This is a genomic window from Mycolicibacterium sp. SMGY-1XX, assembly GCF_059132455.1.
Genome location: NZ_CP101139.1, coordinates 1,378,635 through 1,392,645 on the forward strand (window position 1 = coordinate 1,378,635; position 14,011 = coordinate 1,392,645).

Annotated in this window: 13 protein-coding genes; 8 read left to right on the forward strand and 5 right to left on the reverse strand. The window is 67.2% G+C overall.

Annotated elements, in window-relative coordinates:
- The first annotated feature begins 48 nt into the window (after window positions 1-48).
- The 3 genes from NL241_RS06805 to NL241_RS06815 are packed head-to-tail and all read left to right on the forward strand — an operon-like array spanning window position 49 to window position 1,907.
- Window positions 49-1,290 (forward strand): inorganic phosphate transporter, encoded by a 1,242-nt coding sequence (locus NL241_RS06805; RefSeq protein WP_494397104.1) that lies wholly within the window; start codon window positions 49-51, stop codon window positions 1,288-1,290.
- Window positions 1,291-1,311: 21 nt separating this feature from the next.
- Window positions 1,312-1,587: a hypothetical protein gene (locus tag NL241_RS06810; RefSeq protein WP_487691612.1), complete on the forward strand. Its 276-nt coding sequence runs from the start codon at window positions 1,312-1,314 to the stop codon at window positions 1,585-1,587.
- Window positions 1,588-1,598: 11 nt separating this feature from the next.
- Window positions 1,599-1,907, forward strand: coding sequence for a DUF3349 domain-containing protein (locus NL241_RS06815; protein WP_494397105.1), 309 nt, complete (start codon window positions 1,599-1,601; stop codon window positions 1,905-1,907).
- A gap of 52 nt (window positions 1,908-1,959) precedes the next feature.
- Here the strand turns inward: NL241_RS06815 and NL241_RS06820 are convergent, their stop codons facing one another.
- The 5 genes from NL241_RS06820 to NL241_RS06840 all read right to left on the reverse strand — a co-directional run bounded on the left by NL241_RS06820 (window position 1,960) and on the right by NL241_RS06840 (window position 7,132).
- On the reverse strand, window positions 1,960-2,328 hold the full coding sequence (locus NL241_RS06820; protein ID WP_487691610.1) for a VOC family protein: 369 nt from the start codon (window positions 2,326-2,328) through the stop codon (window positions 1,960-1,962).
- Between the two features lie 90 nt (window positions 2,329-2,418).
- On the reverse strand, window positions 2,419-4,056 hold the full coding sequence (locus NL241_RS06825) for an FUSC family protein (protein WP_494397106.1): 1,638 nt from the start codon (window positions 4,054-4,056) through the stop codon (window positions 2,419-2,421).
- 98 nt (window positions 4,057-4,154) lie between these two features.
- Entirely contained in the window at window positions 4,155-4,964 is an 810-nt protein-coding gene (locus tag NL241_RS06830) for an SDR family oxidoreductase (protein ID WP_487691948.1), read from the reverse strand.
- Window positions 4,965-5,057: 93 nt separating this feature from the next.
- Window positions 5,058-5,969: a hypothetical protein gene (locus tag NL241_RS06835; RefSeq protein ID WP_494397107.1), complete on the reverse strand. Its 912-nt coding sequence runs from the start codon at window positions 5,967-5,969 to the stop codon at window positions 5,058-5,060.
- Window positions 5,969-7,132: a beta-ketoacyl synthase N-terminal-like domain-containing protein gene (locus NL241_RS06840; protein WP_494397108.1), complete on the reverse strand. Its 1,164-nt coding sequence runs from the start codon at window positions 7,130-7,132 to the stop codon at window positions 5,969-5,971. Before NL241_RS06840 ends, NL241_RS06835 begins: the two co-directional genes overlap by 1 nt.
- Before the next feature lie 735 nt (window positions 7,133-7,867).
- Between NL241_RS06840 and NL241_RS06845 the strand changes: the two genes are divergently transcribed.
- From NL241_RS06845 to NL241_RS06865, 5 genes are read left to right on the forward strand one after another with little or no spacing between them, the layout of a single operon-like run.
- On the forward strand, window positions 7,868-9,457 hold the full coding sequence (locus NL241_RS06845; RefSeq protein ID WP_494398254.1) for a sugar transferase: 1,590 nt from the start codon (window positions 7,868-7,870) through the stop codon (window positions 9,455-9,457).
- A gap of 27 nt (window positions 9,458-9,484) precedes the next feature.
- A complete protein-coding gene (locus tag NL241_RS06850; protein ID WP_487691606.1) occupies window positions 9,485-10,732 on the forward strand; it encodes a hypothetical protein in 1,248 nt (415 codons plus the stop codon).
- Window positions 10,733-11,965, forward strand: a complete 1,233-nt coding sequence (locus NL241_RS06855; protein ID WP_494397109.1) for an MATE family efflux transporter — start codon at window positions 10,733-10,735, stop codon at window positions 11,963-11,965.
- Complete coding sequence (locus tag NL241_RS06860; protein WP_494397110.1) at window positions 11,962-13,188, forward strand: lipase family protein; 1,227 nt, start codon at window positions 11,962-11,964, stop codon at window positions 13,186-13,188. The genes NL241_RS06855 and NL241_RS06860 overlap by 4 nt, the downstream gene beginning before the upstream one ends.
- Complete coding sequence (locus NL241_RS06865) at window positions 13,185-14,000, forward strand: hypothetical protein (protein ID WP_494397111.1); 816 nt, start codon at window positions 13,185-13,187, stop codon at window positions 13,998-14,000. Before NL241_RS06860 ends, NL241_RS06865 begins: the two co-directional genes overlap by 4 nt.
- The last annotated feature ends 11 nt before the right edge of the window (window positions 14,001-14,011 follow it).

The following is a 14,011-nucleotide window of genomic DNA, read 5'->3' on the forward strand; positions in this document are numbered from 1 at the left end:
CGATCTTCGGTTAGTTGAATTCGCTTCGCTGGTCTCACAATTAGCGGCATGAGCGCAGAGATGATCATCTTGATCCTGCTGATCGCGACGGCCCTGGCCTTCGATTTCACCAATGGCTTCCACGACACCGGAAACGCCATGGCCACGTCCATCGCGACTCGTGCGCTGAAGCCCAAGACCGCGGTGTTGCTGGCGGGTGTGCTGAACCTCGTCGGCGCCTTCCTGTCCGTGGAAGTGGCGCTGACGGTAACGACGTCGGTGCTCAAGATCCAGGACAGCAAGACCGGCACCCTGCTGCCCAACATCGATGCCTCGACCGGCCTGACGATCATCTTCGCCGGACTCATCGGCGGCATCCTGTGGAACTTGCTCACCTGGCTGTTCGGCATCCCGTCCAGCTCGTCGCACGCACTGTTCGGCGGGCTCATCGGCGCCGGCCTGGCGGCCATCGGGCTGGCCGGCGTCAACTGGGCCGGCGTGACGCAGAAGGTGCTCATCCCTGCCATCGCCGCCCCGGTGATCGCCGGGCTGGTTGCCGCCTGCGGCACCTGGCTGGTGTACCGGATCACCCGCAAGGTGGTGAAGAACCGCCGCGAGGAAGGCTTCCGCTGGGGCCAGATCGCCACCGCCTCGCTGGTCGCGCTGTCCCACGGCACCAACGATGCGCAGAAGACCATGGGTGTCATCGCTCTGGCCCTCATCACCACCGGCCACCTCACCGGCAATGTCGCCGAGGACGGGCTGCCGTTCTGGATCATCGCCAGCTGTGCGCTGGCCATCGGGCTGGGCACCTACCTCGGCGGCTGGCGCGTCATCCGCACACTCGGCAAGGGCCTGGTCGAGATCGAGTCCCCGCAGGGCCTGGCCGCGGAAGCCTCCTCGGCCGCCATCATTCTGAGTTCTTCGGCCGCCGGTATGGCGCTGTCCACCACCCATGTGGCCACCGGCTCGATCCTGGGCAGCGGCGTCGGCAAGCCCGGCGCCTCGGTGCGCTGGGCGGTGGCCGGCCGGATGGCGCTGGCGTGGATCGTCACGCTGCCCGCGGCGGGCCTGGTGGGTGCGCTGGCGTTCTGGGTGTCCCACACCGTGGCGGGGTTCACCACGCAACTGGTGGGCGACGGGCTGATCTTCCTGATCCTGGTGGGCCTGTCGTTCTACATGTGGTGGCGCGCCCAGCAGCAGAAGGTCGACCACAACAACGTCAACGCCGACTGGGACGACTCGACCAACTCCGTCGTGCCGGCCGACTTGCGGGACATCACCGACACCCCGAAAACCACCACCGTCTGATCGCAGAACTGAGGAATCGACATGATCTATGTGGAAAGCATCTTCAAGGTGCTGGTGGTGGGCTTGGTTCTCGGGGCGGGACTGCCCGCGCTGTTCGCCACCGGACTGGTTGCCTACTCCCACGGCGCCGGCGTGGCTGACGCCGACGGCACCGTGCACTCGACCAACCCCCTGCTGAAGTTCCTCGGCCTGGCGCTGTTCGTCCTCGTCGGCGCCGTGATCCTGGTGGCCCTGCTGTGGATCACCAGAACCACGATCGAGCATCACTTCGGTGTCAACCTCTTTCCCTTCGCTTGAGTGAGGCTGCCATGACCGAGACACAGAGCACGTTCAACAACGTCATCCGCTGGCTGAACGCCGGATTCCCCGAGGGTGTCCCGCCCAAGGACCACTTCGCGCTGCTGGCCCTGCTCAAGCGGACTCTCAGTGAAGAGGAAGTGGTGGCCGCAGCCCGCTCGATCCTCACGAGCGGGAAACCCGACACCCCCGTCACTGACGAGCAGATCCGCGACGCCATTCACTCGCTGATCGACAAGGAGCCGAATCCCGAGGAGATGCACCAGGTTTCGGCCCGGCTCGCCTCGGTGGGCTGGCCGCTGGCCACGCCCTCGCACTGATCATCCACCAGCGCCGGGTTCTGCTCGTGAGCAGGACCCGGCGTTTGTGGTTTCAGCGGCTGTCGCGACGCAGCGGGTGATCCTCGGGCACCTGCACGAAGATCAGGGTGACGCCATCAGGGTCGGCGACGTGCATTTCGTGCAGGCCCCACGGTTCTTGTCTGGCCTCCCGGGTGATCTCGACGCCGCGGTCCTGCAACTCGGCCTGGGTGGCATAGAGGTCACGCACCTGCAGCCACAGCGAACCTCCGGTCATCGGCTTCCCGTGGCCGGCCAGTTCGATCAGCGACTGTCCGGCATAGAAGACCGTGCCGCCGGCGTACTCGCGGGCGATCGCCAGGCCCAGGCTGTCGCGGTAGAACTCGACCGACCGTTGGTAGTCCGCCGGCCGGAACAGCACACGGCTGGCCAGGATTTCCATGGCCCTTGTCTATCACCCCGGTTCGCCCAAACCGACACATGGGCCGAAAGTCCGGGTTGCGGCGCCAAGACCTCGGTCAGGGCGCCCGCGTCACCTGAGCGTGTCCGCCACGGCGGCGACATCCGCGCGCACCACTGCGGGAACACAGTCGGTTCCCGGTGGCGGCACGGCGCTGCGCACCGCGGCGGCCAGCCCGCGCAACGTCGCCACATACGTGGTGGTGTCGTCGTCGAGGAGCGGGTCGGTGCGCCCGTGCTCGGCGGCCCAGGACGCCGCGACCGTCAGGTATCCCAGGTGTTCGGCCGCCGCCACCGCCCGGGCCAGTCTGGCCGCCACGTCGCGGTGGCGGTGCGGCCCGGCCATCGCCGCGTCGTAGGCGGTGCCGAGCGCGATGATGCTCAGCTGCAGGTCCCGGCGGGCGCGCCGAACCTCCAGGTGTTCCGTCGCGGCCGCCGTGTGTTCGAGCGTGCTCGCCAGGGCTTCGGCCAGTCGGTTGGCTTCTTGGCGGCCCGCGCTGAGCAGATACACCAGCACCCCGATGGCGCAACCGATCGCCGTGTCCACCCCGCGGTCCAGTAGTAGCGGCCCGGCGTCCACCTGGTGCGCGCCCGACGAGATGGTCAGGGCCGTCGCGGTGATGAACACCGTCGCCCACAGGTAATTGCGGACCACGAGCAGTTCGACGAGGAACTGCAGCGCCGGCACCACCAGAGCCAGCCACAGTCCCTGCGGGTGGATCGCCAGGATCGCCGCTGCGAGTCCGAGTCCCGCCCACGTTCCGACCAGTCGCTGCCCGCCGCGTTGCAGCGTGGCGGTCCGGTCGGCGCCCAGGTGCAGCACCAGGACCGCGGCGGCCATGGCCCAGTAGATGTGGCCGAGGCCCAACCCCGCTGCCGCGACACCGGCCAACGGCACGGCGATCACCACGCGCCGCAACACCCACACCGTCTGCGAGCCCGGCCGCAGCGCATCGGCCAGCCTGGCGCCCACCCCGGGTGGGCGCAGTGCGGGCCGGGGTGCCACCGGCGCGACGACGGACTCCGGAGCCACCTCGCCCGCAGCAAGGCTGCGCGCTGTGCGCACCCAGTCGTCGGGAATGGTGGAACCGGTTGCGGTGGCACGCATTCCGTCGGTGAACAGCACGTGCAGCGCATGGTTGGTGTGGCGTAACCGGTTCACCGAACCGGCCGGCCGGGTCTCCCGCGGCTGATAGGTCACCAGAACCGTCCACACGCGGTGCAGCGCTTCGGCGGCGGCCCGGCGGGTTTCGGAATCGGGCGCCTCGAGGTAGCCGGCGACTGCCGCACCCGCGGCGGCCACGGCGGTCTTCTCCGGACGACGGAAGTCGGCGAGGGCGGGCAGCATCTGCACCACCCACGAGATCGCCCCACCGGCGAGCACCAGCAGCCCGATGTGCCAGGGCGGCAGATGCGAACCCGAGACGCCGACGCCGGCCGCGCACACCAGGACGAAGATGTAGGCGCCGGGCGGGCCCACCGCCAACGCCGCACACAGCCACACCGCCACCAGCGCGACGAGCGACACCGCAGTCACCGCGGTCCAGGCCGTCTGGGCCGCCCAGGCTCCGACGGTGACGGCCGCGGCCAGGGACAGCGCGATGACGGCCAGTTGCGCGCCCCGGTTCAGGTAGGGCCGGTCACCGCCGAACCGTGCGGTGAACGCGCCCAGCGTCGCGATCAGGCCCGCACCGACGTCACCGACTGCCACGCCGATCAGAATGGGCAGCGCGGCACTGATCGCCGTCCGGGTCGCGAGCCCGAGACGAGGCGGTGACGGACGCAGACCGAACAGCGCGCGGAGCACTGTCAGCCCGGCTGGAAGTTCTGCCGCTTCATGATGGCCGTCACGACACCGGGGGCCACGGTGTCCAGCGCGCGGGCCGTGACCGCCATCCGCGGGGCGATCCGCACCGGCCGGGTGCGGGCAGCGTCGATCATCCAGTCGGCGGCCTCCTCGGCGCGCAGCGCCGGTAACCCGTCGTAGGCGCGCGTCGGTGCGATCATCGGCGTGGCCACCAGGGGGTAGTACAGGGTGGTCGATTTGATTCCCTTGGGCGCCCATTCGGTTTCGATGGCCCGGCTGACGGTGCTCAGCGCCGCCTTCGAAGCGTTGTAGGCGGCGAACAGCGGCGCCGACTCGTTCATCACACCCCAGGTCGCCACGTTGATGATGTGGCCGTCACCGCGTTTGAGCATCCCAGGGGCCACACCGCGGATCAGCCGCAGTGGCGAGTAATAGTTCAGCGTCATGGTGCGCTCGACGTCATGCCAGCGGTCCAGCGACTCCTCCAGCGGACGACGGATCGAACGGCCGGCATTGTTGATCAGGATGTCAACGGGCCCAACATCTTTCACCAGCCGGTCGATGGCGTCGAAATCCGACAGGTCACAGGGGAAGGCTCGGGCGGTGCCACCGGCCTCGGTGATCCGCCCCACCACCTCCTCGAGCAGGTCGGCACGTCGCGCGACCACGAACACCGTCGCACCACGCGCGCCGAACTTCAGAGCGGCGGCCGCACCGATACCCGAGGACGCGCCGGTGAGCAGTACCCGTTTACCCTCCAACGCGACGTTGGTCCGGCTCGGCAGCGACAGCGGCGGTCGCATCCCAGCCATCGCGATCGCATCGGTCACCAGGCGCAGCGGGTTCACGGACGCACAGTCTAGAGACCCTCGCCCGGCCGCCGGACCCCTGTGGGCGCTGCGGACTCAGGCGCGTGAGCGCTTACCCCGGCCGCTGCGCAAGATCGGTCGACGCGCGTGCGCCTGCCCGGATGAAACTGTGCCGCCGCCGCGGCGCCCCAAACTCGTCGATGGCCGACGCGACGGCAGCTCCTGGTCCGGCACCAACTCCAAACGGGCGAATCTGCTGGCGTTGCGGCTGCTCAGGCACAGTCGGGTGCGTGCACAGGGAAGCGCCGGCCGGGGCAGCCTGTGGTCCCGGATTCCGGTTCCGAGCAGTACACCGTGGCGCGATCGCACGACTTGGCTGCCGGACGGGGTGTCGATGATGCCGCCGAACACCTGATCATCGGCGAACAGGAGTCGGTGCAAACCCTGTCCGGTGACGATCTGAACGCCGTATTCGCGGGCACGGCCGAGAAGCCAGGAATGCAGGTCGACTTCGCCGATCCCTTCTTCTGGCATTGAAACGATGTCACTGACCTCGATCGCCTCGCCTGAGGCGGATCTGATCTTCACCGCGCCGGGCAACGTGACACGAGTGGATATCACGCCGGTGGTCGCGGTCAGGCACTGCCGCGACCAGTTGCGTAGTTGAGCACCGCGGAACGGTGCCACGGAACCGTCTTCACGACGCAGGCCTGGCCGCAGTTCGGTGACGGTGACACCCTCGAGTTCGGCTGTCAGGTCCGGATCGCCGATATCGGCGGTCACCTCGTCCAGGTACGCGTGGGTATGGCGGTCCAGGGTCTGCACCCCCCATCGTTGCAACAGCACACCGGACCATGACAGAGGCAACGCGGCCGTTTGACCCGCGTGCGGCCGGGCGGAGAAGAGGTCGGTGTACATGACGGACATGCCGGCGCGGGCCGCCGAGACGGCTGCCCCGAGTACGCCGGAGCCCGAACCGACGCTGAGCACGTCGACGGTGACGGTCATTATGCGGCTTCCGCCGGCCCGATGAGGACGGCCGAGTTGTATCCGCCCATTCCCATCGACGTCTTGAGGGTGGCGCCGCCGCCGAACGGCGTGACACCGTCGAGCAGACGCGGGTGAGCTGGGCTCACGATCCGCGGTGCGGGAATGACACCACGCTCGTAGACCATCACCCCGGCTGCCAACTCGACCGCCCCGGCACTGGCCAGGCAGTGCCCGATCAACGGTTTCAGTGCGTACACCAGCGGTGGTTTCGTGCCGAAAACCTGTTCCAGCACGTCGGTTTCGGCAGCGTTGCACTGTGCGGTGCCGGTGCCGTGTGCGTTCAGGTATTCCACATCGGGCGCCGTGATACCGGCGTCGGCGAGTGCTTCCGACACACAGCGCACCACCTCGGCGTGGGAGGGATCCATGCCCGTGGGATGGTGGGCATCGCTGGTCATCGCGCCGCCGAGCAGTTCGGCGTAGGCGTCGACACTGTCGGTGGTGAGCACGAATCCGACAGCTGCCTCGCCCGGCGGGAATCCCCGCCCACCTTCCTGGAACGGGCGGCACGCGTCGAGCGGTTCGGCGTCGATGACCGAGGCACCCATCCGGGTGAAACCTGCCACCACTTCCGGGGTGAAGGACAAATCGGCCGAGACCACCACCACGTCGGACGCCGCGCCGGTTCGCAGCCACAGCTTGGCGACCAGGAGGGCGTTGTTGGTCGAGGAACAGGTCGCCGACACCATGAGTGAGGGTCCACGAAACCCGAACTCCTTCATGAACATCGCCGCCGGCGTCGAGGGGAACACTCGGACGAAATCGCGGGACCGGCGGGCGTTTCCGCGGCTGAACTCACGCCAGCCGTACATGTCGTTGAAGCACGCGACGTGAACCACTCCGACGTTGCGGCCGGGACGCCAGCCGCGGCTGCTCGCGTCCGCGACGGCTTCACGGCCGGCCGCCAGAAAGGCGCGGCCGAACAACCCCTCGCCGTCCTCGAGGCGCCCTCCCTCCGGGACGAGGGCGAGCCAGGCGAATTCCTCGAGATCGTCGCCGTAGCCGCTGAGGTGGCGCGCCGCGGACTTGCCGCTGCACAGTCCCTCCCAGAACACTTCGCGGCCCCACCCGTAACCGCTCACCACGCCAACCCCCGTGACGCTGATCCTGTTGTCTGGCATGTCGTTTCCTCACCGTTTGTCCATGTGCCCCGAGTGTGGAGCGGGGCCGCACCACCGGGCATGTGGCGCGACTCTTGAATTTGCGAAATCAACCACAGCGACGGAAATCTTTGATTCAGGAACCTCCGCGATGATCTGCTCTGCACGCCGGCCGGATCGGCTCGACAGGCAATTTTCTGTGATTTGCCGAGAGCGTAAGCCCACGCAGTCGTGAACACAACTCACGATGAGTCCCATTCCGGAAATGGGGTAGTCGCCGGCTGCGGGAAAACCACTGCGGCATTCGGTGGATCTGCCGTCTCGGTTGCTCCCGTTAAACTGTTGGTAACAAAGCTTGATCAGGTATAACAAGGCTCGCAAGGCGGTCGCGCCACATCCCGATGGTGAGTCTGCGCCCGGTGTCCGATCTGCTTTCTTGGAGCCGGAGTCGGCGTCGGCGCAAAGCGTCGCCAGGTGCAACAGGAACGCGAACCGGCACCAAAAAACCATCACTGAGCATCATTCAGCAAACAAAGTGGTCCTTTCGTCGGGAACGAACGGCCGATTCTCGGACTGCACGGAGACAACGGCCGCCGTAGGGTCCACAGCAAATCAATGTCAGTTATCTGCTGTACGGGAGGGCGCGGTGACTGCAGCTCAGGCCAGGGACGGCGCGCTCGCCGGCGCCGAACCCAGCTGTGTGGAGGGCCGGTCGGGGCACTGTGGGTGCGGGGGCCGACTGTGGACCAGATGAAGATGTGGCCGCTCGGCGACGAGAACGCCAGGGGCGGTGCGCGTATCGCCGCGGTGGTTGCGCCGTCAGACCGGCAGGCCAGCGGCTACGGAGAAGCGTTGGTGCCGCGACTTATGACCGCTCCGCGACAGTCACCGGTGGTACGGGTACCCGCGGGAGTATTCGAGCGCACCAGTTGGCAACGTCGCTACGCCGCACGGCTACGAGTGACCGACGCCGTCGTGGTGTGCGCGGCGGTGGTCTTGGCGCAGTACGTTCGGTTCGGTTCCGATCTGATGCCGGCGGGTTATCCGCGGTGGTTCGTCCCTACGTTCTCGGTACTGTTCGCGGTCGGTTGGCTCTACGCGCTGGCCTCGTCCCGCAGCCGATCCCCGCGAGTGATCGGAAGCGGCTTCGAGGAGTACCGGCGGGTGATCTCGGCATCGTTCTGGACGTTCGGGGCAATCGCAATCGTCACACTCCTGCTCCGCGTCGACATCGCGCGCGGCTACCTGGCGGTGGCCTTGCCCGTCGGCACCATGGGCCTCGTACTCGCGAGATACGGTTGGCGTAAGCACATTTCGAGCCGCCGCGGTCAGGGGCACTACCAGACCGCGGTGCTGGCTTTCGGAGATCTCGCCGCGGTGCGTGAACTCGCCGCCGAGCTGACGCGCAATCCCAGGGAAGGCTTCCAGATCGTCGGCGTCGGTGTGGCCGGCTACGGCGAACCGCGCGGTGAGTATCTGAGCATCGACGGCGGCGATATCCCGATCATCGGTGGTGAGGCACACGTGGTCGACGCCACCCACACGTGTGGTGCGGACACCGTGATGATCACCAGTGCCGACTCGTTCGGGGTTCGTGGCGTCCAGCGCCTGGCCTGGGAGCTCGAACCGATGGGGGTCGACCTCATCCTGGCCACGGGGGTGGCCGATGTCGCGTTGTCCCGTCTGGTGATGCGGCCCATCTCCGGCCTGCCGCTGCTGCACGTGGAGAAGCCGCAGTACCACGGAACCAAACGCTTCCAGAAGCGGGCGTTCGACGTCTGTTTCGCCGTTGCGGTTCTGGCGGTGGCGTCCCCGATCCTGCTCATCGCTGCGCTGGCGGTGAAACTGTCCGACCGGGGACCGGTGCTCTACTGCTCCGAGCGCATCGGTATCGGCGGCGAACCGTTCCCGATGCTGAAGTTCCGCACCATGGTTCAAGACGCGGACAAACAGCTCCCGAGCCTGCTGTCGCACAACGAAAGCGACGGTGTGCTGTTCAAAATCCGTGACGACCCTCGCGTCACCCGGGTGGGACGCGTCCTGCGCAAGCTCAGCATCGACGAGCTTCCCCAGTTCATCAACGTGCTGCGCAATGAGATGAGTGTGGTGGGTCCACGCCCACCCTTGCGCAGGGAAGCCGACAGGTACGACCGTGACGTGCTGCGCCGGCTCCTGGTCAAGCCGGGCATCACCGGGCTGTGGCAGGTCAGTGGTCGCTCGGATCTCGACTGGAGTGACGCTGTGCGGCTGGATCTTTCGTATGTGGACAACTGGTCCATGGTGGGGGATCTGCTGATCGTGGTGAAAACAGTTGGTGCCGTCTTGGAGCGCAAAGGTGCGTACTGAGGTGCTCGAGAAAGGTGAGGTCAGTCGATGAATGTCCACAAAGGCAAGCGGTACGTCAAGGTCGGCCCGACAGATGTGGCGTTCGCGGGCAAGCGCACATCACTGCTGATCGGCCCGGTGCGACATCTCGGAGCCGAGCACACCCTGGCGTCCTTCCAGCGGCTGGCTCAACGCGGCCCCTCGGCCCGGGTGGGCCTGCAGCCGTCGTCGACCACCGACAAGTGGCTCTTCGATCCCGAAAGCTGTGGTGCGGTGACCATTGTTCCCGCCCAGGATTTTGATGAGATGCTCTCCGACTTCGAGGGTTTCGTCGCCCGCGCGTCCACCCAGAACGAGCCGCTGGTGGTGACTTTCTGTGGTGACTACGTGATGCTCAGCTTCGACCACGGCATCGGAGACGCCACCGCATGTCTCGAGCTCACTGCCGTGGCGACGGGCTCCGACATCACCGATTATCTGATGCCCAACGTCCGGCGGCCGCTGCTGTCGGCGCTGGGCCGAACGCTGCGGAGTTCGCCGCGCAGCATCGTCGAAGGACTGCGCGGAAACTCGGCGGTTGCCGCCTTGCCCACCCGGGCGTACCCACCCGTCGGGGTCGAGGACATCGTGATGACCTATGTCAAGACCGGTCCCGAGTTCCTCGGCACCGTCAAAGCGTTGCGCAAACAGCACTTTCCGGAAACCTCGGTCACCGCGGCCGTCGTCTACGCGCTGCGCGCTGCCTTCGAAGCGCACGGTCTGGAAACCACCGATGATCTGAGCGTGCTCGTCGACCTGCGCCGCTACCTGGGTGAGGGGCACACGACGCTGGCCAATCTGTCGGCGGTAGCCGATCTGACCGCACCGCCCGGAATCGATGTTCAGCAGTTCGGGGCCGAGTTCGCGTCGGCCCTCAAGGGCGCGGCACCGTTGGTGCGGCTTGCGGGATCGGTGGCCAAGCGCCGGCTCCGGGGCTGGCCGAAGGACAAACCGCTCGCCTCCGAGTGGCCCACCAAGACGCGGTTGACCTTCTCGGATCCTTCCCGGCATCCGTCGATGAAGAAGATCAAGTGGCTCGGTGACGGGCAGCCGGTGGCCTATGTACTGATCAATGATCCGACCCTGCCCCATCAGATCACCATCACGGCCATGTGCGACCAGGAGAGCTGCTTCCACTTCACCGCGTCGTACTTCTCCGGCTCGTATGACAGAGCGGACATCGACCGGGTCATCTCCGCGGTCGCCGAGAATCCCGCCGGGTACCTCGGGTCGACCGTCCTGAGCGGGGCGGGATAAGTGCCGACGCTCACCGGCGTCGCACGTCGCCTCGCCGAACAACCGCTGCTTCTGGCGCAGGCCAGCTCCAGCGGGGCCGGGGCGTTGGCGATGGTGGCGGCGGCGGCGGTGATGACACCGCGCGACTTCACCACCTTCTCGCTCTTGATCCTGGTGTCCATGACTGCCATGGGTGCGGTGCGGGCAGCGATGTTCCAGCCGGCCCTCATCGAGATCCGCACGAACAAGAACGCTCATGTCGATACCGGAAGTGCCGCCCTCGGCGCCGCCTGCACAGGTCTGCTGACGGCCGTCACCGCGGTATTTCTCGGTGTGACAGATCCGTTGTGGCTGACAGCCTTTGGGCTGAGCGCGACCCTGCCGGTGCTGGTGGAGTGGTTGCGTATGCGCGCGATGGCGCTGGACCGGCGCTGGGAGGTGGCCCGAGGCGACATCTCGCGGCTTGCGGTGACGCTGCTGGCGCCGGCGGTGTTGTGGTGGAGCGCCGACGTCGACGTGTTCTTCCTTTTCGTGAACCTGACCTACCTGACCACCCTGGGTTACCTCGGGTTACGGCTGCCGGCCGTGTCCGGTCACGTCTCGCTGCGGCTGCTGTGGCGCGACGCGTCGTCCCAGTTCGTCGATTTTGTCATGGGGCAGGCAGTGTCGACCGTGCCGCTGCTGGTGTTCGGCAGCGTCGGGTCCTCGGAGTACATCGGCGGTGTACGGCTGGCCCAGACGCTGCTGGGCCCGCTTAATCTCGTGCTGGCCGCCTCGGCGTACAACCTGTTGTCCGACGGCGCCACCCGCGAATCCCACGCCCACGACGCCGATCTGATCAGGCGGGGCAGAAGGCTGGCCGTCATCCTGGGCGCACTGTCGCTCGTTCTGGTGCTGGCACTGCTCGGTTTCCTGCTCGTCACCGGCGTGAATCTGCGTGGGGTGGACAACCATTCACTGGTGGTGGGGGTGCTCCTGGTCGGTGCCCTGGCACTCACCACGGGTTTCGCCATGATCGACACCTTCACCTTGCGCCTGCTCGGCCACCACGCCATCCCCACCATCGGCCGCACGGTGCTGGTGCTGACCACCGTGTGCGGCTACGCCGCCGGTTACCTGTTGGGCGGCGTCGACACCAGCTTGGTGTGGGGTTTCACGGTGGCTGCCATCGCCAACCCCGTGCTGTTCGTCCTCCCGGCCACGCTCGTCTACCGGCGACACGGCACGCGAAAACCGGCGCAGCACACCCGATGACGCCGCAGGAGGTGATCATGAACCGGTATCACGTTGTAGGGCTGGCAGTTTCGCTGGTGTGGTTGGTTTCCGGCTGCGTTGCCGTCCAGGAAGGCGACGGACCCGCCGACGCGTCTGCGGCCATCCCCACGCCGTTGGCCACCGTCGCTCCGGCGGCGAGCGAGAAAACAGTGGCGACGCGAGGGGAAGTGGTTTCCGCCACCTTCGCATCGTCGGGTGCAGAACGCATCTCCGACGTGCAGGCGGTGTACCTGTCGACCTCCGGTGTGACCGGCGGCCAGACCCGGGTCGGGGGCACCTTCTTCCTTCCGCCCGGACCGCCGCCGGCCGGGGGATGGCCGGTACTGGCGTGGGCGCACGGCACCACCGGGATCACCCATGGCTGCGCGCCCTCGCAGTCACCTGACCTGTTCGGCGATGCCCCAACCGTGACGTCTTTCGTGCGTGCCGGCTTCGCCGTCGCCGTCACCGACTACGAAGGTCTGGGCGACGAGGGTGAGCATCCGTACCTGGAGCCGAGGACCGCGGCGTACAACGTGATCGACGCGGTGCGGGCCCTGCGGAACCTGTACCCGACGGTGGGAACCCGGTGGGTGGCCATCGGTCCTTCGCAAGGCGGGCAGGCGGCGTGGGCCGTCAACGAGTTCAACAGGTTCTACGGTGCGGGGCTCGACCTGCTCGGCACCGTGGCACTCTCACCCGCGGTCGAGCTGAGCGAACTCGCCGACCGGGCCATGGCGGGGACACTCACGGAGTCGCAGCTGGCGTTGTTCCCCATGCTGATCGCCGGCCTGTCGACGTATGACCCGTCCGTGCGCGCCGACCACTTCCTGCGTGGCCGGGTGGCCGGCCTGCGGCAGTCACTCATCGGATGCGGCCCCCGCCCGTTGTCCGCCCACGCCGCTGTCCTCAACGCCGACGAGGTGGGACCGACCAGCATCCGCGATGAGAACGTCCTGCGTGATGCCCTGCGGCGCATCGCCCTGCCGCAGGAATCGCTGTCTGCCCCCATGCTCGTGGTCAACGGTCTGCGCGACGACACGGTGGTCCCGGACTGGGTGTCGGTGGCGGTGAAACGCAGCTGTCGCGGCGGTGGAATCATCGAGCATGTCGAGATCCCCACGGCGGGGCACAACGATCTCGGCGACACCGAGCTCATCGCCGCATGGATCGGCAACCGGTTCGCCGGTGCTCCGGCCCCGTCGACATGCGAAGCATCATGAACCGGCGCCGCGGTGCCGTCTTGGAGGAGCCATCTCCCGGCGAAACCGAAACAATCTCGGCAGCACCGATTCTGGGCCGTGCGCAGAAGTGGACCGACGCGGCGTTGGGGGCGGCGTACCTGTTGGGTGTCGTGACCGCGGTGGTCCTGGCGGCAGTGACCGTCGCGCTGTACCGCGGCATCACCCCGGCGACGGGACCGGTTCTGTTCCAGAACTTCGCGGTGCTGCCCAACGGTCCGGTGCTGGTGGCCGACAGCGGGCAACCGTGGCTCGAATCCACCAACGGTGCCGCTGGAGCTGAGCTCAGGATCAGCGACGGCAAGCTCACCAACAATGCCGTGGCGGCAGGACCGGCTTCGGGGTACATCTCCGCCGATCTGCCCGACGCCGTGTCGAAGGTGGCCGCGCAGTTCGGGTTCCGGCCCGGTAGCACCGACAACGGCTCTGCGGCAATCATCGTCGGTGTTGATGCGCCGCAGAATGACACGGCCATGTCGAACCTGACCTCGCCCTGTCACGTGGTGATCACCCCCACCAAGATCGAATTCAGCGTCGTCAACAACGGCCGGGTGGCCAGCGTCGGATCGGAGACCTTCGCCGAGAGGCTGTCCGACGACACCACGTACCGCATCACCATCGAGATCAACTACGACAAGGGTGTCGCGCGGATCGACGGGCCTGACGGCCGGACGCGGGTGTACAGCGACAGCCGGATCACCACCAACCGCGGGTCGGTCGTGACGTATCAGGTGTTCCAACAGGTTGCGGTCAGTGATCACCGGTCGTATTTCGTCGACGTCCACGCGTGGTGAGGGCTGGTTTA